The 21,170-nt window shown below is 71.4% G+C and carries 20 protein-coding genes; 14 read left to right on the plus strand and 6 right to left on the minus strand.

The genetic code is table 11. The features are described 5' to 3' along the window. Nucleotides 1-80: 80 nt before the first annotated feature. Together MXD59_RS18815 and MXD59_RS18820 are read right to left on the minus strand one after the other, a co-directional pair. Nucleotides 81-350 (minus strand): sulfurtransferase TusA family protein, encoded by a 270-nt coding sequence (locus MXD59_RS18815; protein WP_248825977.1) that lies wholly within the window; start codon nucleotides 348-350, stop codon nucleotides 81-83. A gap of 10 nt (nucleotides 351-360) precedes the next feature. Continuing rightward, entirely contained in the window at nucleotides 361-1,521 is a 1,161-nt protein-coding gene (locus tag MXD59_RS18820) for a cysteine desulfurase family protein (RefSeq protein WP_248825978.1), read from the minus strand. A 248-nt stretch (nucleotides 1,522-1,769) separates the two neighbouring features. On the opposite strand from MXD59_RS18820, the gene ctaC reads away from it, so the two are divergent. Genes ctaC through ctaF form a run of 3 tightly spaced genes read left to right on the plus strand, consistent with a single transcriptional unit; the run spans nucleotide 1,770 to nucleotide 4,885 of the window. After that, nucleotides 1,770-2,789: an aa3-type cytochrome oxidase subunit II gene (gene ctaC, locus MXD59_RS18825; RefSeq protein ID WP_248825979.1), complete on the plus strand. Its 1,020-nt coding sequence runs from the start codon at nucleotides 1,770-1,772 to the stop codon at nucleotides 2,787-2,789. Then, nucleotides 2,786-4,468: an aa3-type cytochrome oxidase subunit I gene (gene ctaD, locus MXD59_RS18830; protein ID WP_248825980.1), complete on the plus strand. Its 1,683-nt coding sequence runs from the start codon at nucleotides 2,786-2,788 to the stop codon at nucleotides 4,466-4,468. Before ctaC ends, ctaD begins: the two co-directional genes overlap by 4 nt. A 15-nt stretch (nucleotides 4,469-4,483) precedes the next feature. Continuing rightward, nucleotides 4,484-4,885 (plus strand): aa3-type cytochrome oxidase subunit IV, encoded by a 402-nt coding sequence (gene ctaF / locus MXD59_RS18835; protein WP_248815972.1) that lies wholly within the window; start codon nucleotides 4,484-4,486, stop codon nucleotides 4,883-4,885. A 406-nt stretch (nucleotides 4,886-5,291) separates the two neighbouring features. Here the strand turns inward: ctaF and trpD are convergent, their stop codons facing one another. Both trpD and MXD59_RS18845 read right to left on the minus strand, forming a co-directional pair. Next, nucleotides 5,292-6,608, minus strand: a complete 1,317-nt coding sequence (trpD, locus tag MXD59_RS18840; protein ID WP_248825981.1) for an anthranilate phosphoribosyltransferase — start codon at nucleotides 6,606-6,608, stop codon at nucleotides 5,292-5,294. A gap of 11 nt (nucleotides 6,609-6,619) precedes the next feature. Beyond that, nucleotides 6,620-7,078 carry a response regulator transcription factor gene (locus MXD59_RS18845; protein ID WP_248825982.1) on the minus strand — a complete coding sequence of 153 codons (459 nt, stop codon included), beginning with the start codon at nucleotides 7,076-7,078 and terminating at the stop codon, nucleotides 6,620-6,622. Nucleotides 7,079-7,235: 157 nt separating this feature from the next. Here MXD59_RS18845 and MXD59_RS18850 point away from each other — a divergent pair, with 157 nt between their 5' ends. The 8 genes from MXD59_RS18850 (at nucleotide 7,236) to qcrB (ending at nucleotide 14,834) form a co-directional block, all read left to right on the plus strand. Next, complete coding sequence (locus MXD59_RS18850) at nucleotides 7,236-7,676, plus strand: Fur family transcriptional regulator (RefSeq protein ID WP_248825983.1); 441 nt, start codon at nucleotides 7,236-7,238, stop codon at nucleotides 7,674-7,676. A gap of 54 nt (nucleotides 7,677-7,730) precedes the next feature. Beyond that, nucleotides 7,731-8,171 (plus strand): rubrerythrin family protein, encoded by a 441-nt coding sequence (locus MXD59_RS18855; RefSeq protein ID WP_163547394.1) that lies wholly within the window; start codon nucleotides 7,731-7,733, stop codon nucleotides 8,169-8,171. A 165-nt stretch (nucleotides 8,172-8,336) separates the two neighbouring features. Next, nucleotides 8,337-8,933, plus strand: coding sequence for a DUF3501 family protein (locus MXD59_RS18860; RefSeq protein ID WP_248825984.1), 597 nt, complete (start codon nucleotides 8,337-8,339; stop codon nucleotides 8,931-8,933). 251 nt (nucleotides 8,934-9,184) lie between these two features. Further along, nucleotides 9,185-9,706, plus strand: a complete 522-nt coding sequence (locus MXD59_RS18865) for an SseB family protein (RefSeq protein WP_248825985.1) — start codon at nucleotides 9,185-9,187, stop codon at nucleotides 9,704-9,706. Nucleotides 9,707-10,154: 448 nt separating this feature from the next. Further along, nucleotides 10,155-10,793, plus strand: coding sequence for an aa3-type cytochrome oxidase subunit III (gene ctaE, locus MXD59_RS18870; RefSeq protein WP_372512132.1), 639 nt, complete (start codon nucleotides 10,155-10,157; stop codon nucleotides 10,791-10,793). A gap of 254 nt (nucleotides 10,794-11,047) precedes the next feature. After that, nucleotides 11,048-11,950, plus strand: a complete 903-nt coding sequence (gene qcrC, locus MXD59_RS18875) for a cytochrome bc1 complex diheme cytochrome c subunit (RefSeq protein WP_248825998.1) — start codon at nucleotides 11,048-11,050, stop codon at nucleotides 11,948-11,950. After that, a complete protein-coding gene (gene qcrA, locus MXD59_RS18880) occupies nucleotides 11,947-13,242 on the plus strand; it encodes a cytochrome bc1 complex Rieske iron-sulfur subunit (protein ID WP_248825986.1) in 1,296 nt (431 codons plus the stop codon). The genes qcrC and qcrA overlap by 4 nt, the downstream gene beginning before the upstream one ends. Next, nucleotides 13,239-14,834: a cytochrome bc1 complex cytochrome b subunit gene (gene qcrB / locus MXD59_RS18885; RefSeq protein ID WP_248825987.1), complete on the plus strand. Its 1,596-nt coding sequence runs from the start codon at nucleotides 13,239-13,241 to the stop codon at nucleotides 14,832-14,834. The genes qcrA and qcrB overlap by 4 nt, the downstream gene beginning before the upstream one ends. A 111-nt stretch (nucleotides 14,835-14,945) precedes the next feature. On the opposite strand, the gene MXD59_RS18890 is transcribed toward qcrB, so the two are convergent. Next, entirely contained in the window at nucleotides 14,946-16,703 is a 1,758-nt protein-coding gene (locus tag MXD59_RS18890) for a DEDD exonuclease domain-containing protein (RefSeq protein ID WP_248825999.1), read from the minus strand. A gap of 193 nt (nucleotides 16,704-16,896) precedes the next feature. Between MXD59_RS18890 and MXD59_RS18895 the strand changes: the two genes are divergently transcribed. After that, nucleotides 16,897-17,310: a VOC family protein gene (locus MXD59_RS18895; protein WP_163547400.1), complete on the plus strand. Its 414-nt coding sequence runs from the start codon at nucleotides 16,897-16,899 to the stop codon at nucleotides 17,308-17,310. Between the two features lie 129 nt (nucleotides 17,311-17,439). Then, nucleotides 17,440-17,835: an HIT family protein gene (locus MXD59_RS18900; RefSeq protein WP_163547401.1), complete on the plus strand. Its 396-nt coding sequence runs from the start codon at nucleotides 17,440-17,442 to the stop codon at nucleotides 17,833-17,835. Nucleotides 17,836-17,912: 77 nt separating this feature from the next. On the opposite strand, the gene MXD59_RS18905 is transcribed toward MXD59_RS18900, so the two are convergent. Further along, on the minus strand, nucleotides 17,913-19,247 hold the full coding sequence (locus tag MXD59_RS18905) for a DUF4352 domain-containing protein (RefSeq protein ID WP_248825988.1): 1,335 nt from the start codon (nucleotides 19,245-19,247) through the stop codon (nucleotides 17,913-17,915). Nucleotides 19,248-19,829: 582 nt separating this feature from the next. On the opposite strand from MXD59_RS18905, the gene MXD59_RS18910 reads away from it, so the two are divergent. Then, entirely contained in the window at nucleotides 19,830-21,140 is a 1,311-nt protein-coding gene (locus MXD59_RS18910; RefSeq protein WP_248825989.1) for an NYN domain-containing protein, read from the plus strand. Nucleotides 21,141-21,170 lie beyond the last annotated feature (30 nt).

The following is a 21,170-nucleotide window of genomic DNA, read 5'->3' on the forward strand; positions in this document are numbered from 1 at the left end:
GGCCAGGCGTGCGGCCCGGCCAGGGGTCACCGGACGTCCTGCCCGGTGCGGGGTCCGTCGTCGTCCGCCGTCGGGGCCGCTCAGCTCCGACGGCGGACGACGAACTCCTCGCCGCCGGTGGGCAGGGGACGTGAGGACACCAGCTCCTGGCGCCGCAGCCGGCACCAGGCGGCGACGTCCGGGCCGGCGGCGGGATCATCCGCCCACAGCGTGATCGTGTCGCCGTCGGCGAGGGTGACGATGGCCCGGGCGAGATCGATGATCGGCAGCGGGCAGCGCCGACCACGCGCGTCCACCATGGTCGTGCCGTCGGGGCCCGTGGCGTCGGGGGTCATGCCGTCGGGGGTCATGCCGTCGGGGTCATAGCGTCGGGTCCAGGTCCGCGGCGCCGAAACGGGCGCGGACCTCACGCACGACGCCCGGCAGGACGGCGAGCAGCGCGTCGACGTCGGCGCGGGTGGAGTCCCGGCCGAAGGAGACCCGCAGGTTGCCGTGGGTGAGGGCGCCCATCGCCACCAGCACATGGCTCGGCGTGAGGGCGTCCGAGGTGCAGCTGGAGCCGGAACTGACCGCGATCCCGGCCCGGTCCAGCCCGTCGAGCAGGGCCTCTCCCGCCACGTACAGGCAGGAGAAGGCACAGATGTGGCGGACGGACCCGTCGGGCGAGGGATCGCCGAGCAGTTCGACCCCGTCGATCAGCGTGGGGAGCCGGCCGCGTAGTTCGGCGCCGAGCGCGGCCAGCCGCGGACCCTCCGCGTCGAGCTCGCTGCCGCGGGCCGCCAGCGCCGCGGCGGCGGCGACGATCGACGGGACGTCCGGGAAGCCGGGGACCCGGCCGCCCTCCCGTTCGTCCGTCGGGCCGGGGGAGCGCCAGCGGGTGCCGGTGCGCACCGCCAGCAGGCCCACCCCGGCCGGACCGCCGAACTTGTGCGCGCTCGCGGTCAGCAGGTCCGCCCCGAGGGCACGCAGGTCCACCGGGATATGCCCGACCGTCACGGCCGCGTCGGTGTGCAGCGGGACGCCGGCCGCGTGCAGCCGCTCGGCCACCTCGGCGACCGGCTGCAGTACGCCGACCTCGTGGTTGGCGTGCTGCAGGCTCGCCACCGCGGTGCCTGGCGGGGCGGTGAAGGCGGCGGGGTCGACCCGGCCGAACGCGTCCACGCCGACCTGGACGACCCGTCCGCCGGCCTGTTCGTGGTGGGCGGCGGCGTGCAGGACGCACGAGTGCTCGACCGCGCTGACCACCACCACATCACCGGCGCGGCGGCGGGCGGCGGCCGTGCCCAGCAGTGCGGCGCTGGCCGCGGCGGTGCCACTGGAGGTGAAACTGATCTCGTCTGGACGGGCCCCGAGATCCGACGCCACGGACTCACGGGCCGCGTCCAGCAGCATCCGCGCGCGGCGGCCCTCCCGATAGAGCCGAGCCGGATCAGCCCAGCCCTCATCCAGTGCCACCAGCAGAGCCTGTCGAGCGGCGGGGTGCAGAGGCGTGGTCGACGCATGGTCGAGATAGGCCGGCACGGCGCTGACGCTACCGCCCTGACGTGCCGGGCGGGGCGTGCATCACAGCCCCTTGATGGGGCCTGAGGCGAGAAGCTGTCGGGCCGCTGAGATACGCTGCTGCCGCACCATCTACAGCGTGTCGAAGACAGCATGTCGTCCGGAGGGATCGACCGGGGTGACATGGCGTTTGCAGGGGTTTCGCGGGATGGCGGAGGACAGCGTTCGCGCCGTCGCCGCGTGCCGCTAGTCGTGGGAGGCAGGACCTGGTGAGCAGATCCTTCGGTCGGACCCGGCCGTCGGTCGCGGATGTTCCGGTCGCGGAGGTCCCGGCCGCGCAGCTCGGAGGCACGCCGACAATGCCGGCTGAATCCGGCGGGGCGCCCGGCGCGCACGGCGGCGGGCAGCGTGCGCACCAGCGCTCGCATGGCCGCCGGACCCTGCGTATGGTCGGGCCGCTTGCGCTCGTGGGCGTCGCGGCGACCGCCTGCGAGCGACCCAACTTCGGTTATCCCGATGGTGTGACGAACTACTCGCCGCGCCTGCTCAATCTTTGGCAGGGGTCGGCGATCGCGGCGCTCGTCGTCGGCGTCATCGTCTGGGGCATGATCTTTTACGCCGTCGTCGCGTTCCGTAAGCGCAGCGACGTGCTTCCCCGGCAGATTCGTTACAACCTGCCGGTCGAAATTCTGTACACGGTCGTGCCGGTGGTCATCGTGGTCGGCATGTTCTACTACACGGCCCGGGACGAGTCGGAGGTCACCAAGCTCTCCGCCAGCCCGGACGTGACGGTCAATGTCGTCGGCTTCCGGTGGAACTGGCAGTTCAAGTACCTCGACCCCGGCGTCGGCCCGAAGACCCCGAACCAGAACCAGATCGAGGTCACCGGCCGTCCGGGCGAGCCCGCCGTGCTGGTGCTGCCGCAGAACCGCTCGATCCGGTTCGTGGAGACGTCCCCGGACGTCATCCACTCCTTCTGGGTCCCCGAGTTCCTCTTCAAGCGGGACGTCGTGCCTGGTCGGATCAACCAGTTCGAGCTGACGGTCACCAAGACCGGCACGTTCATCGGCCGCTGCGCCGAGCTCTGCGGCACCGACCATGACCGGATGAACTTCTACGTCAAGGTCGTGCCCCAGGCCGAGTACGACAAGTTCATCACGGAGCGACTGAACGCTCCCGTCTCGTCGTCGTCCGCGTCGTCGTCGACGGCATCGTCGTCGAGCACGCAGACGCAGGCCGCGGGAGCGCCCACCGCGGTCACCGCCACCACCTCCGGGAGCGGACAGTGACCCTGGTGCACGAAACGGGCGTCGGCCACGCCGAGCCCGACCTACCCCACCTACCCAAGCGGACGAACCTGCTTGGTTACCTGCGCACGACGTCACACAAGGACATCGCAGTGATGTACTTCGTGACGTCGCTCGGGTTCTTCCTGTTCGCAGGCGTGCTCGCGGTCCTGATGCGGGCCGAGCTCGCCCGGCCAGGGCTGCAGTACTTCGGCAACGAGCAGTACAACCAGTTGTTCACCATGCACGGCACGCTGATGCTGCTGATGTTCGCGACACCGATCGCGTTCGCCTACGCGAACCTGTTGGTGCCGCTGCAGATCGGCTCGCCGGACGTCGCCTTCCCGCGGCTGAACGCGCTGTCGTACTGGTTGTTCCTGTTCGGCAGCCTCACGGTGGTCGCGGGCTTCCTGACCCCGAACGGCGCCGCGTCGTTCGGCTGGTTCGCCTACGCGCCACTGAGCAACGACGTCTACTCCCCGGGCGCCGGATCCGACCTGTGGATCATGGGCCTGGTGGTGTCGGGTCTGGGCACCATCCTCGGTGGTGTCAACATGATCACCACGATCCTGTGCCTGCGCGCCCCCGGTATGACGATGTGGCGACTGCCGATCTTCTGCTGGAACTTCCTGGTCACGTCGATCCTCGTGCTGATCGCCTTCCCGGTGCTCGCCGCGGCCCTGCTGGGGCTCGAGGCCGATCGCCGCTTCGGCGCGCACGTGTTCGACGCGGCCAACGGCGGGGCGCTGCTCTGGCAGCACCTGTTCTGGTTCTTCGGGCATCCCGAGGTGTACATCCTGGCGCTGCCGTTCTTCGGCATCGTCAGTGAGATCCTGCCGGTGTTCTCCCGCAAGCCGCTGTTCGGCTACAAGGGCCTCGTCTACGCCACCATCGGCATCGGCGCCCTGTCGGTCGCGGTGTGGGCGCACCACATGTTCGTCACCGGTGCGGTGCTCCTGCCGTTCTTCGCCTTCCTGTCGTTCCTCATCGCGGTGCCGACCGGGATGAAGTTCTTCAACTGGATCGGCACGATGTGGCGGGGCCAGCTCACCTTCGAGACGCCGATGCTGTTCTGCATCGGCTTCCTGGTGACGTTCCTGTTCGGTGGTCTGACCGGTGTGCTGCTGGCCAGCCCGCCGATCGACTTCCACGTGAGCGACAGCTACTTCGTCGTCGCCCACTTCCACTACGTCGTGTTCGGCACGGTGGTGTTCGCGGCGTACGCCGGGACCTACTTCTGGTTCCCGAAGGTCACCGGCCGGATGATGAACGACCGCCTCGGAAAGATCCACTTCTGGACGGTGTTCATCGGCTTCCACGCCACCTTCCTCGTCCAGCACTGGCTGGGCCTGAAGGGCATGCCGCGCCGGTACGCCGACTACAGTGCGTCCGACGGGTTCACCACACTGAACACGTTTTCCAGCGCCGGATCGTTCCTGCTGGCGCTGTCGACGTTGCCGTTCCTGTACAACCTCTGGCATTCGTACCGCAAGGGCCAGCTGGCCATCGTGGACGACCCCTGGGGCTACGGCAACTCGCTGGAGTGGGCGACCTCCTGCCCACCGCCGCGGCACAACTTCACCTCACTGCCCCGGATCCGCTCCGAGCGGCCAGCGTTCGACCTGCACTTCCCGGCCGCGGTCGGCCGGGTCGACTACCATGCGACACCCGAGATCAGCTAGGAGAGCGGCGATCGTATGAAGGTGGAAGGCATCATCTTCAGCTTCTTCGGCCTGTTTGCCGGAGCGGCGGCGCTGGTCTACTGGTTCTGGTCCAAGGACCCGACCGGCACCGCGGCCCTGACCCTCACCACGGGTCTGGGTTTCCTCGTCGGTGGCTACCTGATGTTCACCGGCCGCCGCATCGGCATGCGTCCGCAGGACCTGCCCGATGCCGAGATCGCCGATGGCGCCGGCGAACTCGGTCACTTCACCCCCGGCAGCTACTACCCGTTCTTCATCGGCGCCAGCGCGGTCACCGCCGCGATGGGCTTCGTGTTCGGGGTCTGGCTGATCGTGCTCGGCGCCGTTCTGGTGGTCTCTTTCGTGACCTGCCTGGTGTTCGAGAACTTCTGGCACCCCCCCGTGCCCGAGGACTGAGCCGAACCCTTTCGACGGCTGGGGCCGGCATCCGCCACTGGTGGATGCCGGCCCCAACCCGTTTCCGCTCGTTTCCGCTTTCTGCCCTCTTCCGCTTGTTCCCGCTTGTTCCCGCTTGTTTCGACGGCCCGTTGCGGCGCCCCGTCTCCGCGTTCGGGCCCTCGACGGTGGTCGAATCGCTGCCAGGTCACGGCCGTGATCATGGGATGCCGAGGCTTGTTCGGGATTCGGGCCGTCCCAGGCCGAAGAGTCCTCGGCGCGAGGTCGAATATCCCTCGGCGTATGGCCTGGGCGGTGGGCTGGCCGCCGCGCGGGGCGGGGAAAGTGCGGGTCTGGGCGGCGGTGCGGTCTGCTGTCGGGCCGGGGGGCTTCCCCACGTCCCCGAATGGTTACCCGTGTCGGTGTCTCAGGTGGTTTGTGGGGCGTGGTCGGGCGCGGCCGCGGCGGCCTGGCTGGTGCTGATCCAGCGGTCCAGCACGGTGCGGGCGGCGCCGGAGTCGACGGCGGTGGCGGCGCGGGTGAGGGCCGCGGCGATCTGCTCGGCGACCGGTGCCCGGGTGGGGCCGTCCGCGGCGACCAGGGCGGCGGCAGCGGCCAGCAACACGGTGTCGCGGACCGGGCCCGGCTCACCGGCCAGCACCGCGTGCGCGACCCTGGCGTTGTGAGGGGCGTCCGCACCCCGCAGGGCGGCGATGTCGGGGACGTGGATGCCGACCTCACGTGGGTCGAAGCGCTCGCGTCGGGGCGGCGCCTGCTCCGCCGAGCCCGTTGAGCCCGCCGAGCCCGTTGAGCCCGCCGAGCCCGCGAGGTCCGCCGAGGCCACCGGGTTGCCGGGGATGACCCAGACGGTGGAGGTGGTCACGGGGCTGAGCTCGTCCAGCCCGTCGTCGCCGCGAAAGACCAGGGCGCGGGTGCCGCGGTCGGCCAGCACCCGGGCGACGACCGGCGCGAGTCGCGCGTCGGCGACCCCGATGGACTGGGCCCCGGGGCGGCCGGGGTTTGTCAGCGGGCCGAGGATGTTGAACGCGGTCGGCACGCCGAGATCGGCCCGGATCGGGCCGACGTGCCGCATGGCCGGGTGGAACGTCCGGGCGAAGCAGAACGCGATGTTCGCCGCAGACAGGCAGGTGGCGACACCGGCGGGCGGCAGGTCCACGACCACCCCGAGTTCGGCGAGCAGATCCGCGGACCCGCAGGACGACGACGCCGCCCGGTTGCCGTGTTTGATCACCGGGACGCCGGCGCCGGCCACCACGAGAGCGGCCATCGTGGAGATGTTGACCGTGTTGGAGCGGTCCCCACCGGTGCCGCAGGTGTCGACGGCGCGTACGCGCAGCTCGGCGGCGACGTCCAGGGGGGCGGCGTGGGCGAGCATCCCCTCGACCAGACCGTCGATCTCCGCCGGGGTCTCGCCCTTGGCCCGCAGCGCCACCACGAAGCCGGCTATCTGCGCGGCTGAGGCCGCCCCGGCCATGATCTGGTCCATTGCCCAGGCGGTGCCCGTCCGGTCCAGCGGGGTGCCCGCCAGCAGGGTGCCGATCAGGTCGGGCCAGGTGGGCGCGGCAGCCGCCCTCGCGCCGCCGGGAGGGCTCACGACGCCTGAAGCCGAGGCGGTCGCATCGGTCGAGATGGCTGAGGTGGCTGAGGTGGCAGGAGCGGAGGCGGCCGGGGTCGCGGAGGGGGCCGCGGCGGTGGTGGGGGAGACGGCGGTCTCGAGGGTCATGGTGGGGCCGCTCAGCCGGCGAGCTGGGCGCCGGTGAGCGGTCGGCGCGCCGCCGCACCGCCGGCGCGGGCACGCAGCAGCGTCACGACCGCCTCGGTGAGCTGGGCGGGGTCCACGGGATGTGCCACGACGGCGTCGGCCTGGGACCAGGTCGCGAGCCACCGGTCGTCCGGGCGGGCGATGAGCAGGACGGCCGGCGGGCAGTCGGTGACCTCGTTCTTGAGCTGCCGGCACAGGCCCATGCCCCCGCTCGGGGTGGCCTCGGCGTCGAAGACACACAGGTCGGCCTCGTGGTGGTCGACCACGCCGATCGCCTCCGCGGCGGTGGCGGCCTCGACGAACTCGAGGGGGGCCAGATCCCGCGTCGGACGACGGCCGAGGGCGGCGATGACGCGGGCCCGTACCTCGGCGCGGTCGGCGTACACCAGGATGGTCTTCGGGGTGGTGTCGTGCCCAGCTTCCACCTGCATGGCGTGCTGCCCTCCCGTGCGGCTGACCGGCGCGATCCGTCCGAAGATTACTCGTTCACGCCCGCCGTGGCCGTGGAGCCGGCCCATCGACCCGAGATTGCCAGCGCCGGCCGACTGAGTGATACTGAGATTCGTTCTCAATCGACGGGCGTGATCCATGACCGACCAGACCGATCTTCGACTGACCCCCCAGCGGATGGCCGTCCTCGAGGTGCTGCGCGCCGCGCATGACCATCCGACCGCGGCCGAGGTCTACGAGCGGGTGCGGCGCACCTCGCCGCGGATCGGCAGCGCTACGGTGTACCGCACCCTGGCGCTGCTGGTGTCGACCGGTCAGGCGCTGGAACTCAGCCTCGGTGGCGGTGCGGCGGCACGGTACGACGCCAACACCTGCCGCCACGATCATGCGGTCTGCGAAGGCTGTGGCCGCGCGGTCGATCTCGACCATCCGGTTCCCGACGGGATGATGGCGGAGATCGCGCGGCGCTCGGGTTTCGCCATCACCGGGTACGACCTGCAGTTCCGGGGAATCTGTCCGGACTGTCAGGCCCAGGGCGCGGGCTCGGTCCGAGTCGGGGGTCCGGCCAGCCCACAGTGATCATCCCAGCTGGGAAGACCTCAGCGGGGAACACTCATCGCAAAGGAGCGTGACATGCCCAAGCTTGACGGCACCAAGACGCATGAGAACCTCAAGGAGGCGTTCGCCGGGGAGAGCCAGGCCAACCGGCGTTACCTCTACTTCGCCCGTCGCGCCGACATCGAGGGCCTGACCGACGCGTCCTCGCTGTTCCGCGACACCGCCGAGGGGGAGACCGGGCACGCCTTCGGGCACCTGGACTTCCTGGCCGAGGTCGGCGACCCGGCCACCGGCGAGCCGCTCGGCACCACGACGAAGAACCTGGCCAGCGCCGTCGCCGGTGAGACCTACGAGTTCACCGCCATGTACCCCGGCTTCGCGAAGACCGCTCGTGACGAGGGCTTCGAGGAGATCGCGGACTGGTTCTCCACCCTGGCCCGGGCGGAGAAGACCCACGCCGGTCGGTTCAAGCGTGCCCTCGACGCGCTCAAGGCCGAGGAGACCGCCGACGCCTGATCGGCCCCAGGCCGACGGCCGCACCACCCCTGGCGACACTCCGGCGACCGGTCCCGCGCCCCGCGCGTCCTGACCGGTCGCCGGTCTCGTCCGCCGTCCCGTTGCCCGTCTGTCGCCCGTCCCACCGCCCGGACCAGACCGTTACCGATACCCGGAGGCCGCGCCATGGCGCTGACCGTCGCCGACATCATCACCGACCATCAGGCGTACGCGCAGCGGCGGCCCGACCTGCGCCGACAGATGCTCCCGGTGCGGGCCGAACGGCGCGTCCGAGTCGGGGACATCGTGGTCGCCGAGTTCGAGAACGAGCAGACGCTGCGCTACCAGGTGCAGGAGATGGTCTACACCGAGCGACTGACGGCGCCCGCCGACGTCGCCCACGAGATCGACGCCTACTCGCGTCTGTTGCCAGGTAGTCATGCCCTGACGGCGACGCTGTTCCTCGAGCTCGACGTGCTCGCCACGGTGCGTGACGAACTGCGCCGGCTCGCCGGCCTGCAACACAGCGTCCTCCTGGAGATCGGCGGGACGCGGGTGGCCGGGCAGGAGATCCCCGGCCCGGACGAGGACCCGGAGGTCCCCAGCGAGACCGTCTCGGTGCACATGGTGCGTTTCGCGCTCGGGGAGCAGGTTCGTGATCTCTTCCGCGACCCGGACGTCCCCGCCGAACTGGTCATCGACCATCCCGCCTACAACGACGGAACACCGCTGACCGGCGCCACCCGCCGTGCCCTCATCGCCGACCTGGCCCTGCGCGGCTGAGCGCCGATCCGCCGATCCGCTCCAACCGCTGCACCGGTCCTGCGGGACGACGGTAACGAGCCGACAACGGACGACGGACGACAGGACGGCCGAGGGGCAGTGCGGCCGAGACTCCGGACGCCGCGATGCCGGGTGCCGAGACGCCGGACACATTGTCCGGGGGCATCCGTTCGGCGTGACCGTGGCGGGGTACGCGAAAGACCTACGGCACGACACGTCAGCACGCTCGTCCACGTCAAGGGAGTCAACCCATGACCGATGACCAGCTACGTCCCGCGCACGACGCATTCACCGGGCCGGACGCGACAGCCGAGCCGGATGGCCGCACCGGAGCAGACACCCTGACGGGGGCGGACAGCATGGGCGGGCCCGACGGTCCGCAGGCCGAACGGGGCACGGCCGCCCGGGCCGCGCTGTGCCGGCTGGCCGACGGGGAGAACGAGCGCTCCGCGCTCGGCGATCTGGCGCTGGCCGACGTCCTGCTGCCCGACCTCGGCGACGACGTCACCGACCTGTCCGATGCCGACGGCGACGTCCTGCAGCTTCCGGTCGCGCAGCGCCAGGACGGCACCCAGTTCGTCCCGACGTTCACCTCCGAGCAGCGGCTGGCCGCGGCCCTGCCCGAGGTCGATCGCTACCGGACGGTCCAGATCGCGACGCTCGGTCGGATCTGGCCGTCCGACGAGCTCCTGCTCGCCGTCGACCCGGGCTCCGAGGCGGGCATCGCGCTGCCGGCGGAGGGGCTGCGCGCCCTGGCCGCCATGTCCAGCTGAACCGCCATGTCCGGATAAGACCGTCATATCCGGCCGGAACCGTCATGTTCGGCTGACAGGGTCTGGTCGCCAGCCGGCGGCGTGGGTGGGGACGCGACGTCCCACCCACGCCGCCGGCTTCGCTTTGCGGGCAGCCCCACCTGGGAGTGGACGGGTATGGCCCGCGGGGGTGGTGTGCCAACCGGCCCAGGGTCGCCGTGCCGCCCGACCCGGCTCCTGAGGAGGACCCGCGGTGGGTGAGGCACGCAACATCCGCCGGGACGCTCCCACTCGGCCCAAGGGTGCGGGCGGCTTCGCGGGCAGCCTCCCGAGCTGCGGTTTTCCCTGCGGCACAGGAATTTGCACCCGGCGCACACCGGCTGCGTCGGTGCCGGGCGCCGGTCATCGACGAGTCGTAGTCCTACCGAACGTCGAACCTACGGTGGCGCTTGGGGCGGCGCGTGTCAGAATGACCGACGTGGCCTCAGCCCCCGTCCTCGAGAAGGCTCCACCACCACACCCGACGGCCAACCGTCCCTCGATGGTCTCGGTCGGCACGGTCGTGTGGTTGTCGTCGGAGCTGATGTTCTTCGCGTCCCTGTTTGCGATGTACTTCACGATCCGTTCGGTCAACAGCGGCAACTGGCCGCCGACGACCGGGGACCCCATCGGGTCCGAACACGGACCCGTGGAGTTGCACGTCGGGTACGCGCTGTTCTTCACCGTGATCCTGGTGCTGTCCAGCGTCACCTGTCAGCTCGGCGTGTTCGCCGCCGAGCGGGGTGATGTGTTCGGCCTGCGACGCTGGTACCTGATCTCGCTGATCATGGGCGCTGTCTTCATCGGCGGCCAGGTGAACGAGTACTTCGGCGAGAACGAGTTCACGATGGCGTCGCACGCCTACGGTTCGGTCTACTACCTGACCACCGGTTTCCACGGGCTGCACGTGATCGGTGGACTGGTCGCCTTCGTCATGGTGCTGGGCCGGTCGACGTATGGGCGCTTCACGCCGGAGAAGGCGACATCGGCAATCGTCGTGTCGTACTACTGGCACTTCGTCGACGTCGTCTGGATCGCCCTCTTCGCGACCATCTACCTCCTCCAGTGAGCGACATGACTGAATCTTCAGGCACATCGTCGGACACGCCGCCGGAAACCACCCCGGTCATCCCGGCGAGTACCGCGGCCACCCCGCCGCGGGACGCCGCCGCCTCGCCGGAGTCGACCGGGACGTCGACCCGGGCCAGGGCGGCCGCGAGTACCGACGCCGACGCAGATGCCGACGCGGCCGACGTCCAACCCGGTGACGTCGAACCCGTCGACGCCGATGTCGCTGCCGCCGAGGTGGCGACCGACGCCGACGTGACAGCCGACGCCGATGAGGCCGACGCCGATGAAGAGGCCGACACGGAGACGGCGGGCTCGGGGGCGAAGCCGGTCGCCGGCCGTCCCGGCCTGCTCGGCCGCCGCCGTGCGCGCCGTCGGGTGTCCACCTCGCAGCGGCGCCGTCGCTCGTCCGCCCTGGTGCTCGCCCTTGGCCTTCTCGCCACCGGCGTGCTGTGGACGCTGCTGGCGCCCGGCGGCAACGCCGCGTCCGCGTCCGACTCCAACGAGGCGGTCCGCCAGGGCCGGGCCCTGTACCTCCAGGGCTGCTCCACCTGCCACGGGCTCGGCGCCCAGGGCTCCAGCACCGGGCCGAGCCTGATCGGGGTCGGCGCCGCCGCCGTGGACTTCCAGGTCTCCACCGGTCGGATGCCGCTGGCCGCCCCGGCCGCGCAGGCCGACCGCAAGGCACCGATCTACTCGGACACGCAGATCGCCCAGCTGGCCGCGTACATCGACAGCCTCGGTGGCGGTCCGGAAATCCCCAAGGTCGACGACACCGCACTGGATGACGCGGCGCTCTCCAAGGGTGGCGAGCTCTACCGGGCCAACTGCGCGCAGTGCCATCAGGCGGTAGCCCAGGGTGCCCCACTGACCTACGGCAAGTTCGCGCCCTCGCTGGACGGGTCGACCGCGACTCAGATCATCGAGGCGATGCGGACCGGACCGGAGTCGATGCCCGTCTTCGGTGACCGTCAGATCAACGAAGAGGACGCGGTCGCGGTCGCGGCCTACGTCCGCCACCTGACCGACGCGCCCAGCCCCGGTGGCTTCAGCCTCGGCAAGTACGGTCCGGTGCCCGAGGGTCTGCTGGCGATTCTGGTCGGCATCGGAGGTCTGCTGGCCGTGTGCCTGTGGATCGGAGCGAGGCAGAAGCGATGAGCGACCAGACGGGCCCGGGCAGGCCGGGACCGGGCGGATCGGGTGAGCCCGACGGCCCGGGGGACTCCGCATCCGAGCGCATGCACTACGCCGGCTACCAGGGTGAGCCGGCGGACAAGGCTGATCAGGACTCGATGAGCAGCATCTTCCACCGGGCCAAGCACCCGGTCGACACCTCCGGTGCGCCGGCCAAGGGGTCGGACGTCTCCGCCGGGGGACCGGATGTCTCCGCCGGCACCCATGACGGTCCGGAGGCGCTGGGCACCCCGCCGCACCAGACCGACTCCACCCGCGACCCGCAGCACACGGTGATGCGGGGCGGGGCCGGCGACGGCGGGGTCACCCCCCGTCGCCCGCGGGCCGAGGACCATGACCGCCGCGCCGAGCGGCGAGCCGAGCGTGTGATCGCGCTGTGGTTCATGGTCTCGGTGGTCGGCACGGTCGGCTTCGTCATCACGAACTTCGTCGGTGACAAGCACAAGGAGTACTACACCCCGTGCCTGGGCTCCGCCCTGGGCATCGCGGTCGGCGGACTCGGCATCGGCCTGATCCTGTGGGCCAAGCGGCTCATGCCGCACGACCACGCCGTCCAGGAGCGCCACGAGTTCACCTCCAGCAAGGAGGAGATCGCGGTCACCGAGGCGGAGGTCGCCGACGGCTTCGCCGACACCGGCCTGACCCGCTTCCCGCTGCTGCGCCGCACCCTGCTCGGGGCGAGCACGGTGCTCGGTGGACTGGTCGTGGTGCCACTGCTGAACCTCACCAACGCCAAGCCCGGCAAGAAGCTTGACCACACGTCCTGGGTCAAGGGCGCCCGGCTGGTGACGGAGGAGGGCCGGTACGTCAAACTGGGCGATGTGTCCATCGGTGGAATCGAGACGGTCTTCCCGGCCGTTCCGGTCACCGGTGCCAGCGGTCAGGTGTCCTACGACGCGAAGACCGACATCCAGACCAAGGCGGACAGCACCACCATTCTCATCCGGCTGCCACCGGGGGTCGACCGGCCGCGCAAGGGCCGGGAGAACTGGTCGGTCGACGGCCACGTCGCCTACTCGAAGATCTGCTCGCACGCCGGTTGCCCGGTGAGCCTCTACGAGCAGCAGACCCACCACCTGCTCTGCCCATGCCACCAGTCGGTCTTCGACGTGTTGGACGGCTGCCGGGCGATCTTCGGCCCGGCGAGCCGGTCGCTGCCGCAGCTGGCCATCGCCGCGGACGCGGAGGGGTACCTGTACGCCCGCAACGGTGACTATGACGAGCCTGTCGGTGCCGCCTTCTGGGAGCGCTCATGACAACCGCAGCCCCACCGGACTTCGTCAAGCGGCCCGGTCCGGTCCGCAAACTCAACCGGGCCGCCGACGAACGGTTCGGCACGCAGGCCGGGCTGCGGCGCAACCTGAACAAGGTCTTCCCCGACCACTGGTCGTTCATGATCGGGGAGATCGCGCTCTACAGCTTCGTCATCCTGCTGCTCACCGGCATCTACCTCACGCTGTTCTTCGACCCGTCGAACACCGAGGTCATCTACAACGGCCCCTACGTGCCCCTCAAGGGCGTGGAGATGAGCCGGGCCTACGCGTCGACCCTCGACATCAGCTTCGACGTCCGGGCGGGCCTGGTCTTCCGCCAGATCCACCACTGGGCCGCGCTGATCTTCGTCGCGTCGATCATCGTGCACCTGATGCGGGTGTTCTTCACCGGTGCCTACCGCAAGCCGCGTGAGGTCAACTGGCTGATCGGTGTCGGCCTGCTCATCCTCGGCATCCTCGAGGGCTTCGCCGGCTACTCCCTGCCGGACGACCTGCTCTCCGGTACCGGTCTGCGGATCGCGGCGTCGATCGCCCAGTCCATCCCGATCATCGGGACGTGGGCGTCGTTCATGCTGTTCAACGGCGAGTTCCCGGGCGCGAACTTCCTGCCCCGGCTGTACGTGGTGCACATCCTGCTGGTGCCGGGGGTGCTGCTCGCCCTGATCGGCGCCCACCTGGCCATCCTGTGGCAGCAGAAGCACACGGACTTCCCCGGGCCGGGCAAGACCGAGCACAACGTCGTCGGCCACCGGGTCTTCCCGATCTTCGCGGTGAAGTCCGGCGGGTTCTTCATGATGACCTTCTCCATGATCGCGCTGCTGGGCGGTCTGGCGCAGATCAACCCGATCTGGATGTTCGGTCCGTACGACCCGTCCAAGGTGTCCTCGGCGTCCCAGCCCGACTGGTACATCGGCTTCCTGGACGGATCGACCCGACTGATGCCGCCGTGGGAGTTCCGCGGCCTCGGCCACACCGTTCCGGCGGTGTTCTGGCCGACGGCGGTACTGCCCGGCATCCTGTTCACGCTGCTGGCGATCTGGCCGTTCCTCGAGGCCCGGTTCACCGGTGACACGAAGTCGCACAACCTTCTGCAGCGGCCCCGTGAGGCGCCGACCAGGACGGCGCTGGGCGCCATGGCGATCAGCTTCTACCTGGTGCTGTGGATCTCCGGCGGTAACGACGTCATCGCCAAGACCTTCAGCATCTCGCTGAACGCGATGACCTGGGCGGGCCGGATCGGCCTGCTGATCGTCCCGCCGATCGCCTACGCGGTGACGAAGAAGCTCTGCCTGAACCTGCAGGACAAGGACACCGAGATCGAGCACCACGGCATCGAGACCGGCATCATCCGGCAGTTGCCCAACGGCGAGTTCGTCGAGGACCACCGGCCCAAGCCGGCCCCCGTCCCCGACTACCCGCAGGTGCCGAACGACCGGTACGCGCTGCCGGCGGCGAACGGCCACGGCGACAGCCACGGCACCGGGCTGGCCCGACGGGCCGGCAAGGCCGTCAGCGGCTTCTTCGTCGAGGAGAAGGAAAAGGGCGCCGAGCCGGACAGCACCACCAAGCACTGAGCTTCACCGCACGACTGGCTGTACCCGGGCCGGTGCCGACCGCGAACCACGCGTCGGCACCGGCCCGGCCCTTTCCCCGGACGGCCTGACGTCAGCCCAGCCCAGCCCAGCTCAGCGAGAGCCGGTGGTGGTGGTGGCGGTGGCGGTCGCCGCGCGGGTGAGGGCCGCGAATCGGCCGGCGGCCCGCTCGGCGCCGATGACCGGCCAGCTCCAGGTGCCCTCGAGGCGCACGAGCCGCACCCCCGGCCCGGCCAGCCAGCGGGCGAGCCGCTCGGTCTCGGCGACCGACGCGCACGGCGCGGGACCGGGTCGGGGCAGCACCGTCTCGGCGCTGGCGACCGCCGCGTCCACCCAGGGCCGTGGGTCGATGCCGGGGGCGACCGTCACCGCCGACACCAGCCGGCCGCGGCGGATGACCGTGAGATCCCAGCCCGCGTCCGCGGTCGGGGCGGCGGCGACGAGTTCGGTGATCGCGGTCAGCGCGGCCAGTCGTTGACCGCGGGCAGCGGCGCGCACGAAGCTCACCATCCGATCGCGTTCGTGGGCTGCCTCCTCATAGCGGCCCTGGTCGGCCAGCCGGTCCATCCGCCGGGTCGCGGCGTCGATGACCGGGGTCGGGTCACCGGTGATGGCGGCCCGCGCGGCCGTGACATGACCGGCGTAGGTCGCGACGTCCTCCCGGCCGTCGCACGGTGCTCCGCAGTGGCCGAGGTCCGCCAGCGCGCAGGCGGGCCGTTGCACGCGGGGGCTCAGCCGCCCGGTGCACTGGCGAAGCGGCACCGCGGCGTGCAGGGCGTCGGCGGCGTCCTGGGCGTCGCGCACACTGGTGAACGGCCCGAGCGCCACCGCGTCGTCCCGCAGGTCGCGCACCCGGGACAGCCGCGGGAACGGCTCGTCGGTCAGGCGTAGGTAGATCGCCCGTTCGGGATGGCGCGAGCGCCGGTTGTACGGGGGCTTGTGTTCGGCGATCAGGCGCAGCTCCCGGACCTCGGCCTCCAGCGCGTGCGCGCAGCTGATCGCGTCCACCCGGTCGGCGAGTGCGATCATCTCGGCCATCCGGGTGCGGGGTTCACTGGCGGTGAAGTAGTTGCGTACCCGGGTGCGCACGGAGCGGGACGTCCCGACGTAGAGCGCCCGCCCCTGGGGGTCGCGGAAGACGTACACCCCGGGCCCGGTCGGCAGCCCGTCGGCGAGGTGGCGTTTGCGCCGCTGCGCCGGGGACACCCGGGCGCTGAAGTCGTGCAGCTCCTCGATCGTGTGGACGCCGAGGTTACCGAGCCGCTCGAACAGCCCGTGCAGCACGTCCACCGTGGCCCGGGCGTCGGCGAGCGCCCGGTGGGACGGCTCGGTGGTGCTGCGGAACAACCGCGCCAGCGAGCCGAGCCGGCAGTCCGGCGACTCGTCCCGGCTGATGACCCGCCGCGCGATGCGCAGGGTGTCCAGATGCTCCCAGGTCGGCGGCGGGTACCCGCAGCGTTCGAGTGCGGCCCGCAGAAAGCCCAGATCGAACGGAGCGTTGTGGGCGACGAGCACCGCGCCCCGAGCGAACTCCAGGAACGTCGGCACGACCTCGGCCTCGCCGGGCGCCTCGACGACCATCGCGTCGGTGATGCCGGTCAGCACCGACACCAGCGCCGGGATCGGCCCGCTCGGGCGGACCAGCGTCGCCATCTCCGCCAGCACCTCACCACCGCGCACCCGCACCGCGCCGATCTCGGTGATCTCCGAGGTGGCTGCGGCGGTACCGGTCGTCTCCAGGTCCACCACGACGAAGGTGAGGTCCGACAGCGGCCGCCCCAGCTCCTCCAGACTCGCCTGCCTGGGCGCCCCGCCCGCTCCCGCGCGCGCACCCTTCGCGGACGCCGTCACGCCGGCGGACGCGGTGGCGGGGGTGGTACCGGCGGCAGGAACGGGGTCTCGGTGCACGCGGTCACGCTATGACCAGCCACCGACAGAATCGCCCGTCCGCTGTCCGTTGATGGTCCCTGGTGTGTCCATGGAAGCGCCGAGGAGGTCGCGACACGGACCTCTGCGGCCCACTCGGCGAGCCAACCCGCCGGGAATGCGGAATCATGCCCGGGTGGCGTGGTTTGAGACCAACGGGATCCGGGTGGGGCGCGTGGCAGTGGACTGTGCGGATGTGGATCTTATGGTGCGATTCTGGTCCGCCGCGTTGGGCTATGAGGTCCTCTGGCGGGACGGGGACGCGGCGGTGCTGCGTCACCCCGCGGGCGCCGGCCCGAAGCTGCTGCTGCGCCCGGGCGCCCGCGACGGTGGCGGGCCGAGCCGGCTGCACCTCGACCTCTATGCCGTCGACGCCGAGCGGGTGCTGGGCTGGCTGTTCACCCTCGGCGCGCGTCGGGTCGGTCGCTACGACGACGACGGCGAGCGGGGCTACGTCCTGGCCGACCCCGAGGGCAACGAGTTCCGCGTCATGACCGCGGGCCAGGCCGGCTTCTCCCGTCCGTTCGTCTGAGCCGTCGCTCGTGGATCACGGGTGTCGGCTGGGCGGCAGGGGCTGTGACGCCCCGTCGCCGTCGTGGCCCGTCGCCGTCGTGGCCCGGCGCGGACGGCGTCGGGGACAGGGTCGATAGGGTCATGGGTCATGGCGAGCGTCTTCACCCGGATCATCAAGGGCGAACTGCCGGGGCGGATCGTGTACTCCGACGAGCACACGGTGGCCCTCCTCACGATCGCGCCGATCCGTCCGGGGCACACCCTGGTGGTTCCGCGGGTCGAGATCGACCGATGGACGGACCTGCCCGATGACGTCCAGGCCGGCGTCTGGGCCACCGCGGCGACGGTGGGCCGGGCCATCGCGCGGGCCTACCAGCCGCAGCGGGTGGCAGTGATGGTCGCGGGGCTGGAGGTGCCGCACGCCCACGTCCACCTGCTGCCGATCGAGAACGAGTCGCAGCTGGACTTCGCGCTGGCCGACCCCAGCCCGGACCCCGCCGACCTCGACGCCGCCGCCGCCCGGATCCGCGCCGCACTGTCCTGAGACGGCCGCACTGTCGTGACGGCTCCCGGTGCCGGTCATCCCACCGGCACCGGGAACGGATCACAGCTGGGGATGGATCAGAGCTGGAACTTCGCCGGGGTTACGGCGAACAGCGGCTCCCAGTTCAGGACCCCGTGACCGGGCGGTGCGTCGATCACGACATTGCCGCGGACACGCTGGCCGGCTTTGACCGTCGAGGCGGACAGGCGCGGCTCGACGTTGTCGTAGCTGCCGTCGTAGCGCGTGCCGTCCGGAGTCTGGATGTAGAAGTCCGACGGTGAGGCGGAGGTGTCGCCCCGGCTCACCTCGACGGTCACGTTGAGGATGTAGTAGGCACCCTGGTTCGGCGGGTCGCCGTAGCTGGTCACCGTGCCGGTGGTCGAGCAGACGCTGTTGAGCGTCACCTTGGCCTCGAAGTCACTGACCGAGGAGTTGGCCTCGCCGACGACGGTCCCGGCGCCACCGATGCCCGCGGTTCCCGCGGCGGGGGCCTGCGGGTTCAGCGGCACGCAGTTGGACACCCCGGCCGGGCCGGTCGTGGCCGGAGCGGACGGCGCCGGGACGGTCGGCACGGCCGGCGCGGTGAGCGAGGGGCCGGGGATCGGGGAGGTGACGTCGTCCTTCTTGTCGTCGCCACCGCCCACCGCGAGGATGATCACCACGCCGAGCAGGATCGCGGCGACCACGACGATCGGCACGATGATGAGCAGCGGATTGCGCTTGGGCGGCTGGTGCGGTGGCTGCCCGGGCTGCTGCCAGCCACCGGGCGGTGGGTAGGCGCCCGGCTGCTGGTACTGGCCCGGCGGATACTGGTTCTGCTGCTGGTAGTAGTCCGTTCCCGCCGGGTAGCCGCCGGGCTGCTGGTAGCCCGTACCGGCCTGGTAGGGACCGCTGCCGCCCGCCGGGTAGCCGCTGGTCTGCGGCCAACCGCCGGCCTGGCCCGGGCCGCCCCAGTTCTGCTGGTCGGCATGGGGCTGACCCCAGCCCTGCTGCTCGGCACTGGGCTGACCAGCACCGGGCTGACCCCAGCCCTGCTGGTCGGCGTTGGGCTGGCCCCAGTTCTGCTGCTCGGCGCCGGGCTGGGGCCAGTTCTGCTGGGCCGCACCTGGTTGGCTCGCCGCACCGGGCTGGCCCCAGCCGGGGCCGCTCGCCGCCTGCGGTGGCCAGCCCGGCGCTGGGCCGGACTGCGGACCGGTGCCCCACTGGCCGGGGGTGGGCTGGCCGCCGGCGTTCGGTTGGCCGCCGGGGTTCGGTGGTGGCGCCTGCGGGCCACTGGGCGTCTGCTGCGGCGGGGGTGCGGAGCCCGACCAGGCGAGCCGGGTCTGCTCATCCGACTGGTCGGGCCCACCGGCCCACGGCTCCCGGCTCCCGTCCCCGCTGGGGGGCTGGTGAGGGGGGTTCTGGTCGGTCACGGTGGTCCTTTCCAGCGCAGCCGGAGCTGCGTATTTCGGAATAATGCCGCGTAGGGTGCGCGCCACGTCAGGCTACATAAGTCGACTATCACATGAGACAATGCCCGCCCAGCTACGGGTGGCCGGTCGTGATCCGCGCCCACGACCCCCGCAGACCTTGTCCGACGAGGCCGATAGGCTGGGCCGTCCTCGTTGTTCCCGCTGGCTCCGGAGTCCCCACGTGCCCTGCTGCCTGGCCGGTCGGGCGAGCCGCCGGAAGCGCGGTTCGTCCTCATACCGTTGTGCTCCGGAAGCGGTGGGGTATCGCGGTGCGAACGGTCGGTCGGCCGCGGTCGCGGTCGGATCGGGGCATACCGGGGCAGGGGCGCATGTTCGGATCCACCCTGGCCCACCGGGTCCGATCCGGGTACGTATGGTCGCATTTCTGACGCGTTCCCGCAGGTTGACCGCATACGGATCGACGTCGGCACCGACTCGAACATCAGCACCGACCCGAACACCGGCGCCGATGCCAACGCGCGCGTCGGATTCGACGGTGGTCACGGTCTGGGCCGGGGTTCGGTACCGGGCGGCGGTCGCGTGATGAGCGAGCCGTTGCCCGCCCCGGTGCGTCAGCATGTCGTGGAGCTCGCCGCGCACACCCTCGCCGATCTGTCCGAGGCGGAGGTGCCCTCGTCGCTGATCGCCGTGCGGCGGTTCACTCCGTCCAAGCGGGTCAGGCTGGGGGCGCTGCCGCTGGCCGCCGCGGTGGACGGCGACACCTTCCGGGCCCGCGTCGCCGAGTGGATTCGGCGGCATCAGCCGGAGCTGGCCGAGGCCGTCGAGTCGGCGCAGGGGCCGCCGCCGGCAGCGCCACCGGAGAAGGTCGCCGCGGTCGCCTACCTGTTGCGGGTGTCGGGCTGGCGGGAGCTGGTCGAGGCGGCGGCCGCCTCGACCAGCGAGGACGAGGCGCGCCACCGGGCCGACGAGGCCGACCGCACCATCCTCCGGCTCACCGAGCAGCTCGCCACCAGCGCCCGCGTCGCCGCCGCCGAGGGTGAACGGCTGCGCGCCCAGGTGGCCACCGCGCGTGCCGATGCCGACGAGGTCAGGCGCCGACTCCGCGCGTCCGGTGATCGGGTTCGGCGGGCGCAGGAGACAGCCGACGCCTCGGTGAGCGCCGCGCGGACCGAGCGGGACGAGGCCCTCGCCGCCGCCCGCGAGGCGGAAGCGGAAACGCGCCGGCTGCGCACCCGGATCGGGGAGCTGGAGTCGGCGCTGACGGGGGCTCGCCGCGACACCCGCGAGTCCCGCAGCGTCGGCGACGCTCGGCTGCGGGTCCTGCTCGACACGCTGATGGGCGCGGCGAACGGAGTGCGCCGGGAGCTCGACCTGCCCCCCACCGCCGGCCGCCCGGCGGACCTGCACGCGCGGGCGCATGACGGGCCAAGCCATGGGCCGCACGCGTTCGTCGGCGCCCGGGGCCGACCCGACGACGACCCGACCCTGCTGGACGAGGTACTGGCCGTCCCCGGCGTCCATCTGATCATCGATGGCTACAACGTGACCAAGCGCGGCTATGGCCAACTTCCCCTGCATTCGCAGCGGGAACGCCTGCTGTCCGGGCTCGGGGCCCTGGTCGGACGGCACCCCGACAGCGAGGTCACCGTCGTGTTCGACGCGACGGCGGTGGTGGCCCGCCCGGTCGGGGTGGCGATGCCCCGCGGGGTGCGCGTGCTGTTCAGCCGGCCCGGGCGGCTGGCCGACGAGGAGATCGTCCGGCTGGTGAAGCTGGAACCGCAGGGGCGGCCGGTGGTCGTCGTCACCTCCGACCGTGAGGTGGTCGACAACTGTGCGGCCGCCGGGGCGCGCGCGGTCCCCTCCGCCGCCCTGCTGGCCCGCCTCGACCGCTAGCCCGTTTCGACCCGCTGGCCCGCCTCGACT

The sequence above is a fragment of the Frankia umida genome (genome assembly GCF_023242945.1).
GTDB lineage: Bacteria > Actinomycetota > Actinomycetes > Frankiales > Frankiaceae > Frankia > Frankia umida.